General features: G+C 58.3%; 24 protein-coding genes. 8 read left to right on the top strand and 16 right to left on the bottom strand.

What is annotated here, in order from left to right:
• Window positions 1–6: 6 nt before the first annotated feature.
• The 4 genes from serA to PKC81_RS01880 all read right to left on the bottom strand — a co-directional run bounded on the left by serA (window position 7) and on the right by PKC81_RS01880 (window position 3806).
• Entirely contained in the window at window positions 7–1590 is a 1584-nt protein-coding gene (serA, locus tag PKC81_RS01895) for a phosphoglycerate dehydrogenase (protein WP_324332947.1), read from the bottom strand.
• A 94-nt stretch (window positions 1591–1684) separates the two neighbouring features.
• The gene (locus PKC81_RS01890) at window positions 1685–2806 is read right to left on the bottom strand and encodes a phosphoserine transaminase (protein WP_324332946.1); all 1122 of its coding nucleotides are present in this window, start codon (window positions 2804–2806) and stop codon (window positions 1685–1687) included.
• 92 nt (window positions 2807–2898) lie between these two features.
• On the bottom strand, window positions 2899–3213 hold the full coding sequence (locus PKC81_RS01885; RefSeq protein ID WP_324332945.1) for a PepSY domain-containing protein: 315 nt from the start codon (window positions 3211–3213) through the stop codon (window positions 2899–2901).
• A 2-nt stretch (window positions 3214–3215) separates the two neighbouring features.
• On the bottom strand, window positions 3216–3806 hold the full coding sequence (locus PKC81_RS01880) for a ferric reductase-like transmembrane domain-containing protein (protein ID WP_324332944.1): 591 nt from the start codon (window positions 3804–3806) through the stop codon (window positions 3216–3218).
• Between the two features lie 88 nt (window positions 3807–3894).
• Here PKC81_RS01880 and PKC81_RS01875 point away from each other — a divergent pair, with 88 nt between their 5' ends.
• Window positions 3895–4545 (top strand): extensin family protein, encoded by a 651-nt coding sequence (locus tag PKC81_RS01875; RefSeq protein ID WP_324332943.1) that lies wholly within the window; start codon window positions 3895–3897, stop codon window positions 4543–4545.
• A 38-nt stretch (window positions 4546–4583) separates the two neighbouring features.
• Window positions 4584–5459: a TIGR00730 family Rossman fold protein gene (locus PKC81_RS01870; RefSeq protein WP_324332942.1), complete on the top strand. Its 876-nt coding sequence runs from the start codon at window positions 4584–4586 to the stop codon at window positions 5457–5459.
• Between the two features lie 129 nt (window positions 5460–5588).
• On the opposite strand, the gene PKC81_RS01865 is transcribed toward PKC81_RS01870, so the two are convergent.
• Together PKC81_RS01865 and PKC81_RS01860 are read right to left on the bottom strand one after the other, a co-directional pair.
• Window positions 5589–6023, bottom strand: a complete 435-nt coding sequence (locus tag PKC81_RS01865; RefSeq protein WP_324332941.1) for a cytochrome c family protein — start codon at window positions 6021–6023, stop codon at window positions 5589–5591.
• A 17-nt stretch (window positions 6024–6040) separates the two neighbouring features.
• Entirely contained in the window at window positions 6041–6679 is a 639-nt protein-coding gene (locus tag PKC81_RS01860) for a cytochrome c family protein (RefSeq protein ID WP_324332940.1), read from the bottom strand.
• A 150-nt stretch (window positions 6680–6829) separates the two neighbouring features.
• On the opposite strand from PKC81_RS01860, the gene PKC81_RS01855 reads away from it, so the two are divergent.
• The gene (locus PKC81_RS01855; RefSeq protein WP_324332966.1) at window positions 6830–7723 is read left to right on the top strand and encodes a prephenate dehydratase; all 894 of its coding nucleotides are present in this window, start codon (window positions 6830–6832) and stop codon (window positions 7721–7723) included.
• Here PKC81_RS01855 and PKC81_RS01850 read toward each other — a convergent pair.
• The gene (locus PKC81_RS01850; RefSeq protein ID WP_324332939.1) at window positions 7720–8763 is read right to left on the bottom strand and encodes an acyl-CoA desaturase; all 1044 of its coding nucleotides are present in this window, start codon (window positions 8761–8763) and stop codon (window positions 7720–7722) included. The genes PKC81_RS01855 and PKC81_RS01850 overlap by 4 nt on opposite strands.
• A gap of 173 nt (window positions 8764–8936) precedes the next feature.
• Between PKC81_RS01850 and PKC81_RS01845 the strand changes: the two genes are divergently transcribed.
• Window positions 8937–9452 (top strand): hypothetical protein, encoded by a 516-nt coding sequence (locus PKC81_RS01845; protein WP_324332938.1) that lies wholly within the window; start codon window positions 8937–8939, stop codon window positions 9450–9452.
• 127 nt (window positions 9453–9579) lie between these two features.
• On the opposite strand, the gene PKC81_RS01840 is transcribed toward PKC81_RS01845, so the two are convergent.
• The 4 genes from PKC81_RS01840 to PKC81_RS01825 form a co-directional block, all read right to left on the bottom strand.
• Window positions 9580–10131, bottom strand: coding sequence for a lipocalin family protein (locus PKC81_RS01840; protein ID WP_324332937.1), 552 nt, complete (start codon window positions 10129–10131; stop codon window positions 9580–9582).
• A gap of 62 nt (window positions 10132–10193) precedes the next feature.
• The gene (gene polA, locus PKC81_RS01835) at window positions 10194–13010 is read right to left on the bottom strand and encodes a DNA polymerase I (protein ID WP_324332936.1); all 2817 of its coding nucleotides are present in this window, start codon (window positions 13008–13010) and stop codon (window positions 10194–10196) included.
• A gap of 42 nt (window positions 13011–13052) precedes the next feature.
• Complete coding sequence (locus PKC81_RS01830; RefSeq protein WP_324332935.1) at window positions 13053–13727, bottom strand: hypothetical protein; 675 nt, start codon at window positions 13725–13727, stop codon at window positions 13053–13055.
• A gap of 67 nt (window positions 13728–13794) precedes the next feature.
• The gene (locus PKC81_RS01825) at window positions 13795–14268 is read right to left on the bottom strand and encodes an SH3 domain-containing protein (RefSeq protein WP_324332934.1); all 474 of its coding nucleotides are present in this window, start codon (window positions 14266–14268) and stop codon (window positions 13795–13797) included.
• Between the two features lie 109 nt (window positions 14269–14377).
• On the opposite strand from PKC81_RS01825, the gene PKC81_RS01820 reads away from it, so the two are divergent.
• Both PKC81_RS01820 and PKC81_RS01815 read left to right on the top strand, forming a co-directional pair.
• Window positions 14378–15376, top strand: coding sequence for a D-glycerate dehydrogenase (locus tag PKC81_RS01820; RefSeq protein WP_324332933.1), 999 nt, complete (start codon window positions 14378–14380; stop codon window positions 15374–15376).
• A gap of 178 nt (window positions 15377–15554) precedes the next feature.
• On the top strand, window positions 15555–16787 hold the full coding sequence (locus PKC81_RS01815) for an ammonium transporter (protein ID WP_324332932.1): 1233 nt from the start codon (window positions 15555–15557) through the stop codon (window positions 16785–16787).
• A 12-nt stretch (window positions 16788–16799) separates the two neighbouring features.
• On the opposite strand, the gene PKC81_RS01810 is transcribed toward PKC81_RS01815, so the two are convergent.
• The 5 genes from PKC81_RS01810 to PKC81_RS01790 all read right to left on the bottom strand — a co-directional run bounded on the left by PKC81_RS01810 (window position 16800) and on the right by PKC81_RS01790 (window position 21379).
• Window positions 16800–17132, bottom strand: a complete 333-nt coding sequence (locus tag PKC81_RS01810; protein ID WP_324332931.1) for a PilZ domain-containing protein — start codon at window positions 17130–17132, stop codon at window positions 16800–16802.
• Window positions 17133–17198: 66 nt separating this feature from the next.
• A complete protein-coding gene (locus PKC81_RS01805) occupies window positions 17199–18602 on the bottom strand; it encodes a nitronate monooxygenase (protein WP_324332930.1) in 1404 nt (467 codons plus the stop codon).
• Window positions 18603–18672: 70 nt separating this feature from the next.
• Window positions 18673–19821 carry a glycosyltransferase gene (locus tag PKC81_RS01800; protein WP_324332929.1) on the bottom strand — a complete coding sequence of 383 codons (1149 nt, stop codon included), beginning with the start codon at window positions 19819–19821 and terminating at the stop codon, window positions 18673–18675.
• Window positions 19822–19934: 113 nt separating this feature from the next.
• Entirely contained in the window at window positions 19935–20354 is a 420-nt protein-coding gene (locus PKC81_RS01795) for a hypothetical protein (protein WP_324332928.1), read from the bottom strand.
• Between the two features lie 167 nt (window positions 20355–20521).
• Window positions 20522–21379, bottom strand: coding sequence for an alpha/beta hydrolase (locus PKC81_RS01790; protein ID WP_324332927.1), 858 nt, complete (start codon window positions 21377–21379; stop codon window positions 20522–20524).
• Window positions 21380–21419: 40 nt separating this feature from the next.
• Between PKC81_RS01790 and PKC81_RS01785 the strand changes: the two genes are divergently transcribed.
• Window positions 21420–22805, top strand: coding sequence for a protein adenylyltransferase SelO family protein (locus tag PKC81_RS01785; RefSeq protein ID WP_324332926.1), 1386 nt, complete (start codon window positions 21420–21422; stop codon window positions 22803–22805).
• Between the two features lie 100 nt (window positions 22806–22905).
• Window positions 22906–24357 carry a succinylglutamate-semialdehyde dehydrogenase gene (astD, locus tag PKC81_RS01780; protein WP_324332925.1) on the top strand — a complete coding sequence of 484 codons (1452 nt, stop codon included), beginning with the start codon at window positions 22906–22908 and terminating at the stop codon, window positions 24355–24357.
• Window positions 24358–24364: the final 7 nt, after the last annotated feature.

Below are 24364 nucleotides of genomic sequence, written 5' to 3'. Positions count from 1 at the left end.
AGCACATCAGAAGCGCAACGCCATCGCGCGCTTCACGCCCGGCAGGTTGTGGATCGCCTCCAGCGTGGCAGAAGGCACCGGTGTGTCGACCGACAGCAACAGCACGGCAACGCCGCCAGCTTCCTGACGACCGAGGTGGAAGGTACCGATATTGATATCGGCTTCACCCAATGTGGTGCCCAGGCGGCCAATGAAACCGGGCGCATCCTGATTGACAATATAGAGCATATTGCCTTCAAGATCGGCCTCAACCTTCACACCGAACAATTCGACCAGTCGCGGCGTACCATTGCTGAAAATGGTGCCGGCAACCGAACGTTCGCCAATATCGGTCTTCACCGAAACGCGGACCAGTGTGTGGTAATCGCCTTCGCGGTCGTGGCGGACTTCGCGAATGTCAAAGCCGCGCTCTTTGGCCAAATATGGCGCGTTGACCATATTCACGGCATCCGAGAAACGGCGCATGAACCCGGCAAGTACGGCGGCAGTAATCGGCTTGATATTGAGTTCGGCAGCCGCCCCTTCAACTTCGATGCTGATCTGGGTCAGGTCGCCATGTTGCAACTGGCCGATCAGCGAACCGAGCTGCTGGGCCAGTGCCATATAGGGCTTCAGCTTCGGCGCTTCCTCAGCACTCAGGCTCGGCATATTGAGCGCGTTGGTGACGCCGCCATTGACCAAATAGTCGGCCATCTGCTCGGCAACCTGCAGCGCGACATTGACTTGCGCCTCGTTGGTTGATGCACCGAGGTGCGGGGTGCAAATGAAGTTGGGGGTTCCAAATAGCGGGCTGTCTTTGGCCGGTTCGGTTTCGAACACGTCAAGCGCGGCACCGGCGACATGGCCGCTGTCGAGCGCCTCCTTGAGCGCGGCCTCGTCCACCAGTCCGCCGCGCGCGCAGTTGATGATGCGGACGCCTTTCTTGCACTTGGCGATATTGGCGGCGGAGAGGATGTTGCGCGTCTGATCGGTCAGCGGCGTGTGCAGTGTGATGAAATCGGCCTTGGCGAACAGCGTATCGAGATCGGCCTTTTCAACGCCCATTTCGACGGCGCGCTCTGGCGTCAGGAAGGGATCGAAAGCGACGACCTTCATCTTCAGGCCAAGTGCGCGGCTGGCAACGATGCTGCCGATATTGCCTGCGCCGATCAGGCCGAGGGTCTTGCCGGTAACCTCAACACCCATGAAATCATTTTTCGGCCATTTGCCCGCCTGCGTCTGCTCATTCGCTTCCGGAATTTGGCGGGCGAGCGCGAACATCAGCGCGATTGCATGTTCCGCAGTCGTGATCGAATTGCCGAACGGTGTGTTCATCACCACGACGCCTTTGGCAGACGCTGCGGGGATATCGACATTGTCGACGCCAATCCCGGCGCGGCCGACAACCTTCAAATTGGTCGCCGCTTCGAGGATTTCTTTGGTGACTTTGGTTGAACTGCGGATTGCAAGGCCATCATATTGGTCGATAATTGCTTTCAATTCTTCAGGCGTCTTGCCGGTGATGACATCGACGTCACAACCACGTTCTTCAAAAATTTTGGCGGCATTGGGGTCCATCTTGTCAGAGATGAGTACGCGGGGCTTGGTCATGATAATGTTCCTAAAATACCGTAGGGCTGAGCCTGTCGAAGCCCGGCTCTCGGCTGAGAAGCGCCCTTCGTCAAACTCAGGGCTACGGTGAATTTTATGCGTTCAGCGTATCGAATGCCCAGTCGAGCCAAGGCCCGAGCGCTTCGATGTCGGCAGTATCGACGGTCGCGCCGCACCAGATGCGCAGGCCCGGAGGCGCGTCGCGATAGCCGGCGATGTCATAAGCCGCGCCTTCTGCTTCGAGCAGTCCGGCGAATTTCTTGATGAAATCCGCATCGGCGCCTTCAACCGACAGACAGACACTGGTCTTCGAACGGATGCCGCTATCGGCCGCCAAATGGCTGAGCCAGGCGCGTTCGGCGACAATCTTGTCGAGGGCATGGGCGTTTGCATTGCTGCGTGCCTGCAGGCCCGAAAGGCCGCCAAGGTCCTTGGCCCACTCGAGCGCGAAAATAGCATCTTCTACGGCGAGCATCGACGGTGTGTTGATGGTTTCGCCCTTGAACACGCCTTCGGCCAAAGCGCCCTTTGACATCAGGCGGAAAACCTTGGGAAGCGGCCATGCAGGTGTATATTCTTCGAGGCGTTGAACAGCGCGAGGACCAAGAATCAGGACGCCATGCGCACCCTCCCCGCCCAGCACCTTCTGCCAGCTGAAAGTGGCAACGTCGATCTTGTCCCACGGAATGTCGTAGGCAAAAACTGCGCTGGTGGCATCAGCAAAGGACAGGCCCTCGCGATCATCGGGGATCCACTCACCATCCGGTACGCGTACGCCGCTGGTGGTGCCATTCCACGTGAAGAGGACGTCGTCCGCCCAATCGACCTTGTCGAGATCTGGCAGCTGGCCATAATCGGCGCGGTGCACCTTTGGCTCCAGCTTTAATTGCTTGACTGCGTCCGTAACCCAGCCCTCACCAAAACTTTCCCACGCGAGCGCGGTTACGCCGCGCGCGCCGAGCATCGTCCACATGGCCATTTCAAAGGCACCGGTGTCCGAACCCGGAACGATGCCTATGCGGTGCGTATCAGGCAGCTGCAGCACTTCGCGCATCAGGTCGATGCAATATTGTAGGCGCGACTTGCCGATCTTGGCACGATGCGAACGACCGAGCGATTCGGTATTCAGTTTTTCTGGAGCCCAGCCCGGCGGCTTTGCGCAGGGACCGGAAGAAAAATAGGGGCGCGCCGGTTTGGCGGCAGGTTTACTCGTCATGTCATTCTCTCCTTGCAGAGAGCTCGCGCGGCGTTGGGACCGCGTGGCCCGGAGCCGCCTTTAGGCGCAGCCCCGGGAATGTCAACGACTGATTAGTAGCCGGGCTTGCGGAACAACACTTCGCCGCGACGCGCGACATAGAGTTTTTCCAGGCTTACCGGGTGGAAATAGGCTTCGACACGATCACCTTCGGGAGTGGTGCCATAGACTTCGTAGCAGCCGCCATCGACTTTCGACTTGCGCACTGTCCAACCTTCCTTGACGAGCTTGGCTTTAAGGACTTCCTGCGTCTTCCAGCCCGATTGCGGCCCAGCCTTGCACTTGATTGCGCCGGTGGCTGAGGCGGGCGCGGAAGGCAAAATGGCAACGATGGCGGCGGCCAACGCCAAAGGGATCAGTTTACGCATATTCAAACTCCTTGGGGTTTCATTTGGGAGAGAGGTTTCTTGATGAAGCGGGCGAGCAGCAAAAGCCCGAGGGGAACGAAATGGGCCAATGCACCCGCATAGCTATTATGCACCCAGATCCAGTGCAGCAACGTCAGCAACGCTGTCGGATAAACGAGTCGCTGCAGCCGTTTCCACCCCGCACGTAACCACCGCATCGAAGCATCATTGCTGGTTAGCGCAAGCGGCAGCATCAGCGCGAAAGCCGCCCAACCTGTCCAGATACCGGGTGCGAGCCATTCGGCGAGGATATCGTCGAGATTACCCATATCGATAAGGTAAAAAATCAGATGCAGCATGGCATAGGAGAAAGCTGCAACGCCAATGGCCCTGCGCCGCATCATGAACCAGTTCAACCAGTGCTTCGGACCGAGGAGTGACTGAAGCGGGCTCAGCACCATCGCAAAAATCATCAGCCGGGCCGACCATTCGCCAGTCGGATGCAGCATGTCCATGCTGTCGATCCGGCCCTGCCACCAGCCGGAAACCAACAGGATAGCTGGCAAGGAAAGCAACAACCAGAATCCAGGCTTATTATTGAGAATCGTTCGCATTAAAAGTCCGGTAGCCGCGTCTCGGTTTGCGGTCAACCGTTTGCGCCGTTTACCGCCTGTTAACCATCCTGCTTACATTTTATTACATATGGTACGCAGCGTATCCGCCTTGCTCCTAGCCCTTCTGGTCACCGCTTGCGGCGGGCGTTCGGATCGCGAGGTGGTGCGCCGCGATAATGATGTGTTCAGCAGCCAGCCGGCACGGCAGTGCTTGTCGACATTGAAATCGGCAAATGTCCGTTTCACGCCCCTGCCCAATCAGAGCTTCTCGGGTGGATGTCAGACAATCGATACTGTGAAACTGATGTCATTTGGCACCGACACAACCAATCTCGGACCGATGACCTGCCCGCTTGCGGCAAACTTCACCGCATGGGCCAAACACGCCGTTGCACCCGCAGCCAAAGCCTATCTGGGCAGCGAAGTCGTCCGTATCGAAACCATGGGCACCTATAATTGCCGCAACATCAATGGCGGGCGCAGCGGGCGATTGTCGCAACATGCGTTTGGTAATGCCGTAGATGTCTCCGCCTTCATCCTGAAAGATGGCCGCCGGATTTCGGTGCTCAGCGGCTGGAACGGCAAACCCGATGAACGCGCCTTTTTGCGCCGCCTGCACCAGTCGGCATGCAAGCGTTTTGGCACCGTATTGGGACCGGATTACAACGCCGCGCATGCCAATCACCTGCATTTCGACATGGCGCAGTCGATGACGGATGGCAGCGCCTATTGCCGCTGAGGGGTGGATATTCACTGCCAATCGTCTATCAGGCGGGCATGACACAAAAAGACTTGAAAGACCGTCGCTTCTACAAAGCGCAACAAGAAGCCAAATTTGCCAAGGACCTGACTCCCCAGACCCTGCAGACGCAGAGCAAATCCTATAAGCTGGCATTTCAGGACAATGAGTTCCTCCTCCGCGAGGAATTACGCCCGGTGCGCTTCCAGCTCGAACTGCTTAAACCTGAAATGCTGCTCGATGAGGCCAAAGTAGCCTCAACTCTGGTCGTTTATGGTTCGGCACGAATCCCGCAGCCGGAAAAGGCCGATGCTCTGTTGGCAGCGGCAACCGATGAGCGCAGCCGGACGATTGCCGAACGGTTGAAAGCCAATTCGCATTATTACAACGAAGCCCGCAAGCTGGGCCAACTCGCCAGCAGCTGCGGCATCAAGGACGAGCATGGCAATCGCCACTTCGTCGTCTGCTCTGGCGGTGGCCCGTCGATCATGGAGGCGGCCAATCGCGGTGCGCGCGATGTGGGCGCCGATACGATCGGTCTCAACATCGTCCTACCGCACGAACAGGCGCCGAACGAATATGTGACCCCGGATCTGAGTTTCCAGTTCCACTATTTTGCGCTGCGCAAGATGCACTTCCTGCTGCGCGCACGCGCGGTCGCAGTATTTCCCGGCGGCTTCGGCACGTTCGATGAATTTTTCGAGCTGTTGACGCTCGTCCAGACCGGCAAGATCGAGCCGATGCCCATCCTGCTATTCGGCAAGGATTTCTGGGAACGAGTCGTGAATTTTGAGGAACTGATGCTCGAAGGCGTAATCAGCCCCAAAGACCTTGATCTGTTCCAATTTGTCGAAACTGCCGAAGAAGCCTGGCGCGAAATATCGATCTTTTACGAGCTTGAGGCTTGTGATTGAGACATAGTCTCCCCTCCCGCTTGCGGGAGGGGCCGGGGGCGGGCCTGTAACGGCGACAAGCTCGCTGCGCTCGCGCCCTCCCCAACCCTCCAGCAAGCGGGAGGGGGATTCAGGTGCTTGTCGAAAAAGTTACTTCTGCTCTTTGAGCCAGGCGATCAGCGCCGTGCGTTCTTCGGCATTGTTGATGCCCGCAAAGGCCATCTTGGTGCCGGGCACAACTTTGCGTGGATTTTCGAGATAGGCGTCAAGTGTCGCCTCGTCCCAATTGCCACCCTTAGCTTTCATCGCGGTTGAATAGGCAAAGCCCTCAGTCGAAGCTACAGCCTTGCCAACAATGCCATGCAGGTTCGGGCCAACGCCATTGGGCGCACCTTTTTCCACCTTGTGGCAAGCAGTGCATTTGGCGAAACTTTTTTCGCCCGAAATTTCGGCGGTCGCTGCAGGTGCAGCTTCGACTGCGTCAGTGGCAGTTTCCGCTTCTGGCGCGGGTGCTTCGCTCTGCTCGGTGCCACCACAAGCTGCCAGCGCCAACAACGCTGGGGTGAAGATTACTAATTTGCGCATAACTTTAGCTCCCTGACTTACTTGGCTGGAGCGGCTGCGGCCTCCTTGGCGGCATCAGCCTGTGCGGCGGCTGCCGCGTCTCCACCTTCTGCCGCGGCAGCACCTTCGGCAGGTGCAGCTTCAGCAGCCGGAGCCGCAGGTAAGGGCAGATTCGAACCCTGTGCATTGAGATAGAGCAATAAAGCAGCACGCTCTTCAGGATTTCCGAGGCCGGCAAAGCTCATCTTGGTACCAGGCGCATATTTTTTCGGATTGGCGAGCCACTTGTTCATGCCTTCCCAGTCCCAATTGCCGGGTACGCCTTTCAGCGCGTCTGAATAGGCAAAGCCTGGAACATGGCCATGCGGCTTGCCCATTGCGGCCCAGAGATTCGGACCAACGCCGTTCGCACCGCCCTGATTGATCGTGTGGCACGCCTTGCACTTGGCAAAAACAGCCTCGCCCTTGGCAGGATCTGCAGTGGCAAGCAGCGTCGCCAAAGGAACTTCGGCAGCACCGCCGCCTTCGCCGCTTTCGACGCCTTGGATTACATAGCCCTGCTTGCCTTCACCGGGCGTTTCGCTGTGAATGATCTTGCCGAAAAGGATCGACGAACCGAGAGCGGCAATACCCGCTGCCAAGGCCCAGCCTGCGATGGTGTTGTTGCGATCTGCCATGATGAAACGCCCTGAATATTCGCTATGGCCCGCACGAACGCGCGGTGCCGGTTGATTCCCCTCGCCCCTCTAGTTTGCTATGCTGGACGGTGCAATAGGCCAAATCCTGCTTGCCCGCGCCAATTGACTGCCCTATCGGCCAGCCCCGATATGGAGAGCTTCCCCAAAAGCGCCCTCGCCCGCGTCGAGGAAATGACCAAGGCCGCTGCAGCCGACCCTGCGCGTGCGGTTTCCTTTCAGGGTGCACCCGGCGCCAATTCGCATCTGGCAGCGCTTGAGGTCGACCCCGATTGCCTGCCTGTGCCGTGCTTTTCTTTCGAGGACGCGATTGATGCTGTGAAAGAAGGCCGGGCTGCCCGCGCCGTCATCCCCATCGAAAATTCACTGCATGGCCGCGTGGCCGACATCCATTTCCTGCTGCCAGAAAGTGGGCTTTCGATCATTGGCGAGCATTTCATGCGCATCCGGCACTGCCTGATGGCCAAGCATGCCGATGCCAAGCTGACAACGGCAATGAGCCATCCCCAAGCGCTCGGTCAGTGCCGCCATTTTCTGCGCGCAAAGGGCATCACGCCAATTGCTTACGCCGACACTGCTGCTGCGGCCGCCTTTGTGGCAGACAGCGATGATGAAGGCGCAGCAGCCGTCGCGCCGCCCATCGCCGCAGGCATTTACGGCCTGGAGATGATCCAGGAAGGCATTGAGGACGATGATCGCAACACCACGCGTTTCGTCGTGCTTTCCCGCGACCCTGTTATTCCAGACGCCGATGGCGGCACCTTGATGACAACATTCATTTTCGAAGTGAAAAACATCCCCGCCGCACTTTACAAGGCGATGGGCGGCTTTGCGACCAATGGCGTGAACATGACCAAGCTCGAAAGCTACCAGAATGGCGCGAGCTTCGCAGCGACCGAATTCTTTGCCGATATCGAAGGTGCACCCGGTGATCCCGCGGTCGACCGAGCGCTGGAGGAACTGGCATTCCATTGCAACAAGGTGCGCCTGCTTGGCACCTACAAGCAGGAACGCAAGCGGGGCTAGAAAATGGCTTCGTCGACCTTGGCGGATTCGGCAAAGTTCATGACCGGCTTTCCTTCCAACTGGTTGGGTTCGGGATAGCCGGTAGCACGGTTTTTATCGCGTTTCTGGACGTTCCATACGAGCCCTAGCTTGCCCAGAGTCTCGATCGTCCAGCCGTTGAAATCCAACTCCCACCAGCTGACATGATTGCTGGCTGCACGCGGCTGCGCATGGTGGTTGTTGTGCCAGCCGTCGCCCAAAGTCAGTATGGAAATGAACCAGTTATTGGTCGCTTTTCCGACGTCATGATAACGGCGATAGCCGAAATAGTGCGCCAGACTGTTCGTGCCCATCACGCCGTTCAGAAAAATGAAGGTGCGCAGGAAACCACCTATAAGAATTGTGCCGACGACATGCTCCGGCCCGCCAAAGGCGAGCGCCCAACCAGCAGGCAGGATGACAAGCGAAAAGGCCACCCACAGCCAACGTGTCTTGTGGCAGAATTCGACAACCGGATCACCCACCAGCCCCTTGCCATAGAGCCGCATATCGGTGTGCGCATTATCCCACAGCCAGCCGAGATGGCCTATCAACAGGCCTTTGACTGGGCCCATCTTGCGGCCATGGCCGTCAATGTGCGGGCTGTGAATGTCACCCACTTCGTCCGAAAAGGCGTGGTGACGCCGGTGGTCCGCCGCCCATTTCTTCACCGACCCCTGACAGGCCATCTGCCCGCAAATACCGATCAGATAGCGCATCCATGTCGAGGTTTCGAACGAACGATGGGTGAAATATCGATGGAAGCCACAGGATAGGCCATAGTTGATGATCAGATAGCCGGAAATGAACGCCGACCATTCGACCCAGCCGCTGGGCTGCGTAAACATCCACCAGATCGCGGCCATGGCGCCGCCGACCTGGAGCACCGCGAGGATGCTGTATTCGATCTGTTTGGCGCGCGCGGCGGGACCGCCGATAAGTACGCCGGGATGCGGTTGCCCCTTACCTTCCAACTCCCACTTCCGGTCACTTGGGTATAAGCCGGTTGTAGTCTGTGGCATGCGCGTCCCCCTTTTTGTGTGCGACTAGGTGTCGCTGGTTGGTGCCACCACTGGCAAAATTGCGTCAATATCGACGTCGCTGTCAATCGCATTAACGGCGTTTGTGCGACGAAGCGAACTTGACCATATTTCCATGCTGTATTATATAGACAATACACATGGAGATTGAACCGATGAAATTTGCCCTACTTGCCTTGCCCCTTGCCTTAGGCATCACAGCCTGCAGCGGTAAAAATGAACCCGAAGAAGGCACGACAATCAACATTGATGCTACCACTGACAAGGGCTCATCCGTCCAGATCACCGCAGACGGCAAAACGGGTAATGTTGGCTTCAAGGTGCCGGGTTTCGACACCAACATCCGCCTGCCCAAAAAGCTGCTCGATGACAGCAATTTCGACATTGACGGGGTGAAGCTCTATCCCGGATCGACGGTCGACACAGTCAACATCACCGCCAGTGAAAAAGGCGGCAAGGATGAACAGACCGACGTCCGCATCGGCTTCACCTCCCCCGCCGATCCGGCGAAGGTCAGCGACTGGTTCAAGGACCAGTTCGGCAAGCAGTCAATCAAGGCTGACGGCGATGCCGCCAAGTTGACCGGAACCACCAAGGACGGCGAAGATTTCACGATCGAGCTGACAGAAAAAGACGGCAAGACCGCTGGATTGGTCAATATACGCAAATGAGCTGGTTTAGAGTTTGTCCTGTTTAAGTAGAATCTTAGTGCTGAGCGCGTCGAAGCACGCCTAGCCGATAAGTGCCCTTCGACAGGCTCAGGGCTACGGTTATGTTTCAACCTAACGAGGACAAACTCTAACTTGCTGGTTGCTTGGTTATCCTGAGCAACCCGACATCATATCCCAATTCGGCGGCGCGGGATTTCATGCGGGAAAGTGTCGCCGCGCCGGGATTGGGTTGGCGGTGCAGCAACCATAGATAGCGTCCGCTCGGTTCACCGACGATCGACCAGCTATAGTCCTCGGCATGGTCGAGCACCCAATAATCACCGTAAAACGGGCCGAAGAAAGAGACGCGCAATTTGGCGTTCTGGCTGCCTTCGACGACCTTCGCCTTTCCATCGGCCTGTTTGCTTTTACCTTGGAGCGATCCCTGCAGGCAGGAGTTGATCACTTTGATCTGACCGGGTGCCGTCAGGCTGTAATCGGCAGTGACGCCTTCACAATCCTTCTGAAATCCTGCTTCATAACGGGCAAGCTCATACCAGCGCCCCAGATAGCGATCGACCTCGACCGGCTTGGCTGGTTCGGGAACTGCACGATTGCCGACCGGGCCCGCCTCAAAAGTTGAACAACCTGACAGAGCCAATATGGCTGTAGAGATGACGAGTGCGTGGCGCTTTTTCATACCAATCAAGGTGGTGCACACCGACCTTGGTTACAAGGCGGGTGAAATCCCCATATGCCTGTTTAGTGTGCAGCGCCCCAGCTTGGCCCTATACCGATTTCGACTCCCAGCGGCACCGAGAGTTTGACCAGCGGCTCTGCCGCGCCTGCCATCACGGCTTCGATCACCTTGCTTGCCGCTTCAACATCGCCCTCTGGCAGTTCGAACACCAATTCGTCATGCACCTGCAGAAGCATCTGCACATTGGTCAGCCCAGCTTCAAGCAGCGCGGGCCCCATGCGCACCATCGCGCGCTTGATAATGTCGGCGCTGGTGCCCTGGATCGGCGCATTGATTGCGGCGCGCTCGCTGCCCTGCCGCTCGGCCTGGCTTTGCGAGGTGATGCGCGGGAACCAGCATTTGCGACCGAACAGGGTCGTGGTGAAGCCAGTTTCTTTCACGCTCGCCAGCGTTTCCTGGATATAGGCGCTGATGCCGGGGAAGCGCTTGAAATAAGCGTCGATCAGCTGCTGTGCTTCTTCCGAGGTCGACTCGAGCCGCTTCGCCAGCCCCCAGCGCGATATGCCATAGAGGATCGAGAAGTTGATCGTCTTGGCGCGCCCGCGCGTGTCGCGGTTCACTTCTCCGAACAGTTCCTGCGCAGTGCGGGCATGGATGTCTTCGCCTTGTTCGAATGCTTCGCGCAAAGGCCCCACATCGGCCATATGCGCAGCGAGGCGCAGTTCGATCTGGCTATAGTCGGCGGACAATATGACATTGCCGGGCTCGGCAACGAAAGCATCGCGGATCTGCCGCCCGATTTCGGTGCGGATCGGGATGTTCTGCAGGTTCGGGTCGGTCGAGGCCAGTCGCCCGGTCTGCGCGCCGACCAGACTATAGCTGGTGTGGACGCGACCTGTTTTTGCGTTGATCTGTTCCTGCAAACTGTCGGTATAGGTCGATTTCAGTTTCGCCAATTGCCGCCAGTCGAGCACCTTGCGGGCGATTTCGACGCCCTGCCCTGCCAGATCCTCGAGCACGGTCACGTCGGTCGAATATTGCCCCGACTTGCCTTTCTTGCCACCCTTGTGACCCAGCTTGTCAAACAGGATCGCGCCCAATTGCTGGGGACTGCCAATGGTGAACGGCCGGCCTGCAAGGCCATGGATTTCCTTTTCGAGTATCTCCATCTGCGCGGCAAATTCGGTCGACAGACGGGCCAGCACAGTGCGATCTACCTTTATCCCGGCGCATTCCATCTGGCTCAGCACCGGCACCAATGGCCGGTCGACGAGTTCGTAGACCCGCGTCACCTTTTCTGGGCTCAATCGCAGCTTAAGATGATGCCACAGCCGCAGCGTAACATCGGCGTCTTCGGCGGCATATTTGGTCGCCTCGGCGAGTGGCACTTCGGCAAAGCTAATCTGGCTCTTTCCGGTGCCGGTCAGCGATTTATAGCTGATCGGTTTGTGTCCCAGATACAACTCGGACAATTCGTCCATGCCATGCCCCTGACGACCCGCGTCGAGCGCAAAGCTCATCACCATCGTGTCGTCGAACGGCGTTATTCGGAGGCCATGCTGGCGCAAAACCGACATGTCATATTTGAGGTTCTGCCCGATCTTGAGGACGCTTTCATCCTCCAGCAATGGCTTCAGTCGAGCGATTGCGGCATCCAGCGGTATTTGGTCGGGCTTCTCTGCGAACATATCGGTTCCGCCATGGCCGAGCGGGACATAGCAGGCCTTACCCGGTGCTGTTGCGAGACTGAAGCCCACCAACCGCGCGGTCACCGCTTCCAAACTGTCGGTCTCGGTATCGAAGCCGACGACACCAGCCTTGGTCGCCTCCGCTATCCAATGATCGAGCCGCTCTACCGTAGTCACGCATTCATAGGTCGAAGCATCAATCGGTGGCATGGGCGCAGGCGCTGCCGACTTGCCTGCTTCAACGACTGCAACTGCTCCGTCGCCCTTGCGTTCGGCTTTGGGCTGACCCGCAATCGCCTTGTTGGCTGAGGCCGTATCGCTGGTCTTGCCAATGCGATTCAGCAATGAACGAAAACCATGCTCCTCAAGGAACGGCCGAAGTGGCTCCTCCGGAATTGGCCCAAGCACCATTTCCTCCAACGGGATCGGCAGCGGACAATCTTCTTTCAAGGTGACGAGCACCTTAGACAACCGTGCCAGCTCTGCATTCTCGATCAAATTATCGCGCATCTTCGACGGCTTCATATCGGGTGCGGCGGCAAGAACCGCTTCCAGATTGCCATATTCGGTAATCAGCTTGGTGGCGGTCTTGGGGCCAATGCCGGGCACGCCGGGGACATTGTCCGAACTGTCACCCATCAGCGCGAGGACATCGCCGACCAGCTCTGGCCCAACACCGAACTTCTCAATCACCTCGTCACGTCCGATGCGCTTGTCCTTCATCGTGTCGAACATATCGACACCGTCACCGACGAGCTGCATCAGATCCTTGTCGGACGAGATAATCGACACATTCCAACCCTGCGCGCGGGCCGCCTTGGTGTAGCACGCAATCATGTCGTCCGCCTCGACATTCTCTTCCTCGATCATCGGCAGCGAGAAAGCGAGCGTGGCATCGCGGATCAGCGGGAATTGCGGGCGCAGATCTTCCGGAGCGGGCGGGCGGTTGGCTTTATACTGGTCGTAAATCTCGTTGCGAAAGCTGGTTCCCGCCTTGTCGAGAACCACCGCCATATGGGTTGGTCCGTCGGCGGCGTGCAGATCGCTCGCCAGCTTCCACAGCATGTTCGAATAGCCCGCAACCGCGCCCACCGGCACGCCCGCCGGATTGGTCAGCGGCGGCAGGCTGTAATAAGCGCGAAAAATATAGGCGGAACCGTCAACGAGGTAGAGATGCTTATGGTCTGACATGCCGGACGGATAGCAGCGCCGACCAGCAGAGTCTTGCCCAAATCAGGCCAGCGCCAATGAAGATTCCGGCAAGGGCATGTGCATTTCGGCAGGCGCTCCGCGGTCAATCCGCACAAATTTCGGCACGCCTTCCGCCATATATTGCCAATGGAAGAATCGAACGGTGGTGATATGGCCGACTGTGGCCGATCGCATCCGCCGGTGCGACAACAGTGAAGGCAAATTATAGTCGGCGATCCAGCTCATCGACCAGATCCGTCCCCTGGCCTGCATCCATTCCGCAGTTCCGGCCCATAGGGCGGCAAAAGCGCGTCCGAGGCGGTGATCGGGGTGAATCCACAGGCCGGTATCCCAGATCGCTGTATCGGGAACGACAAAGCGCAAATGCACCATGCTTTCGTCGAACGGGCCGGTTCCCACCCAGGTGACGCCGACAAATTCATCACGGGCATTATAGGCGGCCAGACAGGTCAGGCCTTGCGCAAAGCGGCGGGTTTGCTCTTCGACAGTGGCGTCGATGGTGAACTTGGCGAGCGCGTCGGGCGATATCGGTTCAACACGATATCCTCGCGGCATTTTGGGCATCCCACTCACGGGCACGGCGACCAGTGTATATCGGCTATAGCCAACTACGCCCGCCTTCGTCGCCAGCCGCGCCGTCGCATAAGACAGCACACCGGCAATGCCGAGCAGCTTTATGGCGGTGTAATCGGGCACGCGATGGATGTCCTTTCAGGGCCCGTTGTAACACCGCTTTTCAAATTTTGTCTAAACGCAAAATGCGTCAGGGGATTTCTTCGCCCCAGATGCGGCCTGTCTCGATATAGCCAACCCTTCCAGCAATATCGAGGCGGCACCAGCCCTTTTGGCAATCGTCGATCCGACCCACGACGCCTTTTTCAACGCGCCACGAAATGCGCGCCGTCGCCGCCGGTTGTTCACGCAGCACGGATATGCCCGGAGCGGTGACGATCGCGGAGCGTTCGGGGCTCAACAATCGGACATGCATCCAGCCCTGATCGCCGTCAGGGTCTTCAACCTTGCGCCAGACTTCATGTACTGAAACGACCTTCACAGGCAGATATTGCCGCTTATACACCCACTTCACGGGAAACTCGGTGCTCGGGCCGGTACGCGTCCGCGCCTCCGGTTCGTCAATCGATGCCCAATAAGGTGTCTTTTTGGTCGACTGCGCAATGGCCCCGCCCCCTGCGGCAACCAATGCGACGGCAATCATGAATTTTACGATATTTTGCATATATTCCAGCAACCTGCTGCCCCAGTCCCTTCCCTATAGTGTAAGCAATACCGACAGTTCAAGGGTGATAGCTTGACGTCGCCTTTCTTCGCGCCATAGGGTTGCCGACATGACCCAGTTTCAACGCATCGAACGCCCGCGCGTCGCCGTAACCCGCAAGCTTTTGCCTCAGATCGAGGCGCGTATGGCGGAACTGTTCGATTGCCGCTTCAATCCTGACGATCATGAAATGTCGGCAGATGAAATTGCGGAACTCATGCGGGATGCGGATATATTGGTTCCGACGGTAACCGACCGCATTGACGCAGACCTGATAGCCCGCGCGCCGACTTCACTCAAAATGTTCGCCAATTTTGGCGCAGGCGTGAACCATATCGATTTGGCGGCAGCCAAAGCCAAAGGCATCCTCATCACCAACACCCCCGGCGTGTTCACCGAAGACACTGCTGATCTGACCATGGCACTGATCCTCAACGTCCCGCGACGGTTGGGCGAAGGTCACCGGATGATGCGCTCAGGCGATTGGAAAGGCTGGACGCCGACCGGCATGCTCGGCCACCGCATTGGCGGCAAGACGCTCGGCATTATCGGCTTTGGTCGGATCGGTGAAGCGGTGGCGCTGCGCGCGCGCGCTTTTGGGTTGAACATTCTTTACAACAAGCGCCACCGCCTACCTGCCAGTATCGAGGACGAGTTGGGCGTAACCTTCGAGCCTGACCTCGACCGGTTGGTGGCGAAGAGCGACATCATCACCCTGCACTGCCCGCTGACCACCGAAACCGACAAGCTGATGAGCCGCGAACGCATCGGGCTGATGAAACGCGATGGCTATCTGATCAACAGCTCACGCGGCGAACTTGTGGATGAAGATGCCCTGATCGAGGCGCTGACACGCGGACGGATCGCTGGCGCTGGTCTTGACGTCTATAATCACGAACCAGCCATCGACCCGCGCTTTCTGGCAATACCGAATGTCGTTCTGCTACCGCACCTCGGCAGCGCAACCTTTGAAGGCCGCGAGGCATCGGGCGAAAAGGTTATCGCCAATATCCGGATATTCTCGGACGGCCATCGCCCACCCGATCAGGTCCTCGAAGGTTGGGCGTAATTTCCTGTCGACAAATGGCGCACTTGCGCAATTGGCAATTGCGAGCACCCACCTGCTGGCTTAGAGACCTGCCCAAAATAACGACATATCGGAGAGGTTTGCCGTGCGCGGTTCGTTCAAGATTGCTGCATTTTTCAGCACATTTTTGTTTGCATCCGCCGGGTTCGCCCAGGATGTCGTGGCAGAAGCCGTCCCCGACAGCGGCGATACCGCCTGGATACTGACAGCCTCGGCACTGGTTCTGATGATGACGTTGCCCGGTCTGGCGTTGTTCTACGGTGGCCTGGTGCGGACAAAGAACTTTCTCTCTGTCCTCATTCAGTGCGGTGCTATTGCGGCAATCACATCTCTGCTCTGGATCGTCGTAGGATACAGCCTGGCATTTTCCGCCTCCGACGGCACGGTGATCGGCAATCTGCAAAATGTGATGTTCAGCAACATGTTTGCGATGCGCGACGGCCAGACCATTGGCGAGCTCGTCTTCGGCCTCTTCCAGATGACCTTTGCGATAATCACGCCAGCATTAATTGTCGGAGCATGGGTCGAGCGCGCGCGTTTTGGCTGGGTCGTTGCTTTCAGCGCCTTGTGGAGCCTGCTGGTATATGTTCCGGTCGCGCGCTGGGTCTGGGGCAACGGCTTCCTTGCCAATCAGGGCGTGATCGATTTTGCCGGCGGCATAGTGGTGCATACAACGGCAGGCGTTTCAGCTTTGGTCGTTGCGTTGATGCTTGGCAAACGTATCGGCTTTCCGCGCACCCTGATGCTGCCGCATAGCCCGGCACTGACAGTCGCAGGGGCAGGATTGCTGTGGGTGGGCTGGTTTGGCTTCAATGGCGGCTCAGCGCTGGCAGCTAACGATGATGGCGCAGCCACCGCGATCATTGTTACCCATTTGGCGGCTTCGGTCGCGGCTCTGGTCTGGATGCTGCTGGAGAAGATCAAGGTCGGCAAGGCGACAGCCGTCGGCTTCGCGACTGGCGCGGTCGCGGGCCTTGCAACGATTACCCCCGCCTCGGGTTCGGTCGGACCGCTTGGCGCCATCATCCTGGGCGTGCTCGCGGGCGTGGTCTGCTTTTACGCGGTGCATCTGGTCAAAGGCAAATTGCAGATCGACGACTCGCTTGATGTTTTCGCCGTGCATGGCGTTGGCGGCATCATGGGCTCGATCCTGCTAGCTGTCCTCGTCTCGCCTACATTTGGCGGCAATGGCTATGCCGAAGGAATGGCGATGGGCAGCCAGCTTTGGGCGCAAGTGAAGGGCGTTGGCATAGTCGCGGTTTATTCGGCAGTGGTGACGGTGATCGTCGGCTATATGGTGTCGATGGTGATCCCGATGCGCGTCAGCGAAGAGCAGGAGCGCGACGGGCTCGACATTTCGAGCCATGGCGAGCGGGCTTGGGATCTGGATTGAGCGCCTCTGCGCTCAGTCAAATACCAGTGTCAACGAACGGAAGAGGTCGCGGTCGAGCGGTTCGTCAAACCGGCAACCGAGCTTGCCGTCTTCGCACCACACCGCATTAGCAGCGATCGCCTTGCCACCCGCAAAGCGCAGCCACAGCCTTTCCCCCGACTTGAACAGGCTGTCAACGGCGATGCGGCAACCATAGGTCGACAGATCGTCCAACACGGCTTCCAATGGCTGACGGCCATGGCCGCGAATGCTGGCCCGTTTGATGACGACTGGATGACGCACGGCACCGCGCTGCTCAAGCTTTGCCGGAGCGACTTTTCGATAAGCGGACGTTGCTAAACCCATACCCTGTTCCCCACAGAGTGAAATCTAAGGGAACTAGGTCAACGATTGGTAAATGTAAAACGCCGATCAATCCCCTGTCAGGATGCGATCAATCAATTGTTTGACCGTCGGGACGAAGCCATTGGAATAAAAGGGATCACGACCGAATTCATAGGCCGAATGGCCTGCAAACATCAGGTTTTCATCGATCGGTTCGCCATGCGCGATATTCTGCAGCGCCTTTTGGATGCAGAAACTGCGCGGGTCGGCGAGGCGACCGGTCGAATTATTGTCATGGTCTTTCCACGACGAAAAACCGCAATGCGAAAGGCAGCCCATGCAGTCGGTCTGATCCTTGCGGATGACAGCGCCTTCTTCGGGTTTGACGAAGATCACGGTATTGTCCGGCGTCTTCAGCGCCATCGTAAACCCGCGAGCATCCCATTCGCGCGCACGCTGCAAATCGTGCGGCGTCACCCAGAAATTCTTGCCACGGACCCCGACGTCAAGCGTTGCAGTATGATCGCCCGCCTGCTCGGTCGAATAGGGTATCTGCCGTTCGGAACGGGCCTGCAATTCACGCAGGAACGGATTGATCACCGCGCTCGAATAGAAACCTGTGGGCGAAAATTTGTGCAACAACACACCGCCCTCGGGGATCTTGGTCAGATGGTCTTTCCAACCCTGCGGGATCGGGCTTTCCTGCGTCAGCAAGGGCCGCGTGCCATATTGAAAAGCGATCTGGCCGAGTTCGGGATTGTCTATCCAATTTTCCCAATCGCGCAGATACCAGACGCCGCCTGCCATCACGATCGGCAGCTCGTCGGGAATGCCTTCTTGCCGCATCGTATCGCGCAGCGCCTTCACGCGCGGATAGGGATCTTCGGGCTTGGTCGGATCTTCGGCATTGGAAAGGCCATTATGGCCACCGGCGAGCCAGGGATCTTCATAAACCACCGCACCCAGCCATTCGGGCACCTTGTGATAAGCACGCTTCCAGAGCGCACGGAAGGCACGGGCAGAGCTGATAATCGGCAGATAATAGACGCCATATTGCGCAGCAATTTCCGACAGCTTGTAAGGCATGCCTGCCCCGCAGGTGACGCCGGTGACAAGGCCCTTGGTCTGTTCGAGAATGCCGTGGAGGATGCGCTGTGCGCCGCCCATTTCCCACAGCACATTGATGTTTATGGCACCGGTACTGCCCGCAATATCATAAGCGCGCTTCACCTGCGCGATGCCACCTCTTATGCCATATTCAACCAGCTCTTCATGGCGTTCGGCGCGGGTTTTGCCAAAGAAAACCTGCGGGATCATGTCGCCATTGTCGTCATAGCTGTCGGCGTTGACGGCAGATACCGTTCCGATGCCGCCAGCGGCGGCCCAGGCGCCAGAGCTTGCATGATTGGTTGCGGCTACACCCTTGCCGCCTTCGATAAGCGGCCAGACTTCGCGGCCACCGTAAACAATGGGTTTCAGACCCTTGAACACTCAAACTACCCCTATCATTTTGCGCCAAGCAGCGCGTCTTCCCCGATGCCAGATTCGCTAAACGAATGCCTCAATCTTGTCGCGCAAAATCTGCGCGCCGCATGGTTGCCCCGTAAAGCTGTTGATAGCGCGCCAACATTTCTGCCTCGCCATATTCAGCCAGCGCGCGGGCATAATTGGCATGGGCGAGTTCGGTGCGCAGCTCCACGCTGCCGCCAATCTCACGCAAAGCTGCGGCAAAACCCGCCTCATCCTCACGCGCAACAATGAACCGCCGGTTTTCACGCGAAACCATCGCCGCCACGTCACCGACTTTGGTCGCCACGACCGGACGTGCGGCCGCCATCGCTTCGACCAGCGAGATCGGATATTGTTCGCTATCCGAAGACAGTGCAAAAATATCGAACAGGCCGACAAAGCGTGCCGGGTCTTTAAGGAAACCCGGCATCATCAGCCGGTCGGCGATCCCAACCCGCTGCGCCTCTGCCAATATTACCTCGCGCTCCGGCCCCTCCCCCGCAATCGCCAGCCGGTAATTCGGGCCAGCGGCGGCAACCGCGCGCACCAGCCGTGGCAGGTTCTTAACCGCACGCAGACCGGCAATCGTGCCGACGACAATCTCGCCATCGCGTTTGACATAGCCGGGGAATGCACCCCGCTGTGGTTTCTTTTCATAGCGATGGACATCAACCCCATTGGGGAAACGGTAGATTTTCTCTGCCGGTTGGTGCCAAACCTGTTTGGCAATTTTCTCCAGCGTCAGCGACGGTACGACCAACGCCGCCGAACGCTGCAAGGCAATGGTGCGGAACCAGTTGCGTTTCCAGTTCAGCTTTTCCCATTCATCCTCGTTGAAGCCATCCTCATGATGGATCAGCGGCGGCAGCCCCATGCTCGAACCGAGCAATGTGCGCGCCATCACCCCGTCCATCGCGCCCCAATTATAGCTGAGCACGAGATGGAATTTCTTCATATATTGCGCCAGCTTGCGATAGCGCCCCATGCCCGGTCGCCCGTGCAGCGCCGGTGCAGCATCGCCGGGAAATTCAATCTCGATGTTGCGATCAATCGCCTCACGCGCGCCCAGCGCATCGGGCACGGCAGACAGCACCGTATGCTTCGCCTTACCCCCGAAATGGTTCATCAGGCGCACCGCACGCGCCTCTTTCCCGCCAAGGTCGAAGCTGCTGAAAAGATGGAGAATGCGAACAGGTTTCATAACGCGAGGGTCCATAAATCAGCCATCAGCAAAAGTCGCCATTTTCGTGAAACGGGTCGGTAAGTTGACACAATTTACCGGGAAGTGGGGGGAGATTTGTCACTTATGTCACTTTAGCGTCCCCATCCGCCCAGCTTATCCTCGCTGCGTAGCGCAGCGTGCACCAGCCGCATATCGGCACCACCCTTGATGCTCACTGATCCGCCACGCCGGACATGGATGGTGGTAACGCCGTTGATTGCGCGTTCCATCGCGACATCGAACATGCGCTGTCGCCCAGATTCCAGTGCGCGATCCCAACTGCGCGCAAAGCCCTCTGCCCCCGGCCGGTCGAGCAGGTCATAAGCCGACTTACGACTCATCCCCACTGCCTTCGCCGCAGCGCTGACCGACCCCATCGCCTCCAGCGCCAGTATGAACCGCGCCTGCTGCGGCGGTGTCCAGCCATTGCGGCGTTTGCGCTCTTGCGGAACGGCGGGAAAGGCTAGGCTTTCATCGTCGGCGAGGAGGATGGGGGGAGTTGATTCGGTCATGCGCCGATTGGAGCATAGGCGCCAGGATGTAGGACAGCGGTTTTCGCAAATCTCTACCCCGTCGCCCCGCACTTGATGCGGGGTTAGGAGACAGGAGGCAACGGCGAAAAAGCCAAGCACCGCATCAAGTGCGGGGCGACGGTATGTTCATTGATCGAATCAAAGGCTCACTTCACGCCAGCCAGAAATTCTGCAATCGCCTTTTGCGCCTCAGGCTCGTCCAGCGACGGCGCGTGGCCAATTCCCTTCACCGTGACCAGCGTTGCCTGCTTCGCTTTCTTTACCATCTTGGATGCAGTAGCCTTTTCGAGGATATCTGATTTCTCACCCCGCAACACCAGCATCGGCACATCTTCAAGCAGGTTGAACAACGGCCACAGATCGACCCCTGCTTCGCCACCCGGCAGCTTGAACGGCTCTGATATCTTCATGTCATAATCGAACACAATCCGCCCGTTGGATGACAATTTGCAGGTGCGCTTGGCAAAGCGCAGCCATTCTTCGAGCCGGTAGCCGGGATAGACATCGCCCTGCGCCTCGGCCATCGCGCGGGCGGCGTGCATCCAGGTTTCGAAACTGCGACCCTGCCCGACATAGCCGCGAATACGCTCCGCCCCGGCCTTGCCGATTTCGGGACCGACATCGTTGAGGATCACTCCCGCCAGCCTGTCTTTCCACTGCGCAGCGAGCAGCATGGAAACAAGCCCGCCAAGCGAAGTGCCGCACAACACAAATTTCTTGAGGTCCAGTTCGCGCAGCAGGATGTCCATATCCTGCGCATAGGTCAGCGGGACATAGGTCATCGGGTCCTTGGCAAAGGCACTTTCGCCGCGGCCGCGAAAATCGATGGCGAGCATGCGTCGCTTGCCGCCCAGCAATTGGGTAACCGGCTCAAAATCGCGGGCGTTGCGGGTGAGGCCCGGCATGCAGATGATCGGCGAACGCGATGCGGGGCCGGGATAATCCCGGTAATGCAGCCGCAGTTCGTCGTTCGACCACCAATAGGCGTCTTCGAAATCCGCCATGCTTGCCTTTCTGTTCCGCTGCCCCCAGACATTGCGGACGATGAATGTGAATCCCTCCCCCGCCCCCTACCGCGCTGATCCGAAAATCACCAGCCTTGGCGACAAAATTGGTGACCCTGTACGGCCCGCCGACTTTCCCGATGCCATATTGCGCTATCGCAATGATCGCTGGGCCGCGACAGTCGGGCTCGACGGGCTGAGCGACGCCGAATGGATTGAACATTTCGCCCGTTTCAAGCCGCTGCCCGACAATTTGCCGCAGCCGCTGGCGCTCCGCTATCACGGGCACCAGTTCCGTGTGTACAACCCCGATATTGGCGACGGGCGCGGCTTCTTGTTTGCCCAGCTGCGCGACCATTTTGGGCGTTTGCTAGACCTTGGCACCAAGGGATCGGGTACCACGCCCTACAGCCGCGATGGCGATGGACGGCTGACGCTGAAAGGTGCGGTGCGCGAAATATTGGCGACAGAGATGCTCGAGGCACTGGGCGTTGAAACCTCGAAGACCTTTTCGGTGATCGAAACCGGTGAGGCGCTGATGCGCAATGACGAGCCTTCGCCCACCCGTTCGGCGGTGTTGGTACGGCTAAACCACAGCCATATCCGCATCGGTGCGTTTCAGCGGCTGGCCTATGAAGATGATGCGGTAATGATTGACCGGCTGACGCGCTATGTCCTCATCCACCTGTATGGCCAGGAACCCGGAGAGAACCCGGCGGCCCAATTGCTCAACGGTGCCGTCGAACGGATTGCACAGCAAGCTGCCAGCTTCATGGTGGCCGGTTTCGTGCATGGCGTGCTCAACAGCGATAATATCAACGTCACAGGCGAAAGCTTCGATTATGGCCCGTGGCGGTTCAACCCCAATTGGGATCCGCGTTTCACCGCCGCCTATTTCGACCATCAAGGTCTTTACGCTTTTGGCCGCCAGGCAGAGGCGATGCACTGGAATCTCGCGCAACTGGCCATTTCGCTGCGCCTGATAAGCGAAGCACCGCCTTTGGTCGAGGCGCTCGAAGGCTTCCCAGCTCTGTTTCAGGCGGCGATCGTTGAACGTTTCCTGTGGCGATTGGGAGTAGCATCCAAAGGTATTGAGACGGATCGCGCCCTCGTTGAGGCGGGTGAGCGGGCGATGATTGATGCAGCAATACCGATTGCCGATTTCTTCCACTACCATCGTGGTGGCGTATCATCCGAGCGGGGCTATGGCGGCGAACGCTACGCCGCTTTCACCGAAATTCTGGGCCAGTTTGAACCCGTGGCTTCCCCGCCAACGCCTTATTGGGCGGAGAATGAACCCTGTTCGATGTTGATCGATGAGGTGGAGGCAATCTGGCAAGCGATCGCAACCGACGACGACTGGACGCCGCTATCGCGCAAAATCGACGCGGTGCGCCGCTTTGGCGCTGCGCTGCGAAACAGGTGATTTTACATGCCGGAAGATGGAGTATTTACTTGATGTAAAGCCGGATGCGGCAAACTATGGTAAATGGCCATGAAATGATTGCGCTAGGGCAATATAAGATTTGACTGAACTGGTATCCTACGAACCTGCGACGGGAGCCGTGCTGTGGCGCGGTGCGACCAGCGATGTCGATGCAGCGGTTAGTGCTGCACGCGCAGCCTGGCCCAATTGGGCTGCTGCTCCGCTGAGCGACAGGATTGCGATAGTCCGCTCGTTCGGAAGCCGGGTGAAGGCAGATCTGGAAAATTTTGCCGACTGCATCGCCCGCGAAACCGGCAAGCCGCTATGGGAAGCGCGCAACGAAGTCGAATCCGTCGTCAACAAGGTTGATATCTCGGTCAAGGCTTATGCCGACCGCACATCGCAACGCAGGTTCGACGGCAAGCCGGGGACGCGCAATGCAGTCCGGCACAAACCGCATGGCGTGCTCGCGGTACTTGGGCCCTATAATTTCCCCGCGCATTTACCCAACGGGCATATCGTACCCGCGCTGATTGCCGGCAACGCTGTCGTCTTCAAACCGAGCGAGAAAACACCAGCCGTTGGGGCGATGCTGGTCGAATATTTCCGCAAGGCCGGGATCCCCGACGGCGTGGTCAACATCGTGCAGGGTGGGCCAGACACCGGAAAGGCCCTTTCCGGCCATCCCGGATTGGACGGCCTGCTGTTTACCGGATCCGCGCAGACGGGGATTGCGCTTAACCGGCAATTTGCTTCACGCCCGGACAAGATATTGGCGCTTGAAATGGGCGGGAATAATCCGGTCATTGTCTGGGATACGCACGACATGCACAGCGCCGCAGTGCTGGTTGTGCAATCGGCCTTTCTGTCAGCAGGGCAACGCTGCACCGCCGCCCGGCGGTTGATCATCAAACAGAGCCTGTACGACCAGTTCATTCCCGAGCTGAAACGGCTGGTGGACCGGCTAGTCATTGATGAACCGCATGCAGAGGTGCCACCGTTCATGGGCCCCGTCATCGACAATGAGGCCGCCGATGGCCTGACCGAAAGCTTCCTGGCGCTGATGAGCCATGGCGGTCGTCCGATCCGGCACATGACGAGGCCGCGGCCCGGAAGGCCCTTCCTGTCCCCCGGCATCATCGATGTCACCGATATGCGCGAACGACCGGATATCGAACTCTTCGGTCCCTTGCTTCAGGTCATTCGTGTGGAGACATTTGGCGAGGCCATCGATGAAGCCAACAACACACGCTTTGGCCTATCTGCCTCGCTGATCGGCGGAACGCCGGAGCAATATAACGAGTTTTGGGCGAACAGCCGTGCCGGTGTTGTCAACTGGAACCAGCCCACCAATGGTGCATCCTCCGCTGCGCCTTTCGGTGGCGTCGGGCTTTCGGGCAATCATCGCCCGAGTGCCTATTATGCCGCAGATTATTGCGCTTTTCCCGTCGTTTCATCCGAAGCCGATGTGCCAAGGGCGATGATCGGTATCGGCCTGCGTGATGATATGGTCGCTTTTTCCGATGACAGCGGAGCAGAATCCGCCAAATAAGGGCGGC

The organism is Sphingorhabdus sp. (genome assembly GCF_035329025.1).
GTDB lineage: Bacteria > Pseudomonadota > Alphaproteobacteria > Sphingomonadales > Sphingomonadaceae > Sphingorhabdus_B.
This window is presented reverse-complemented; position numbering and strand designations above follow the sequence as displayed.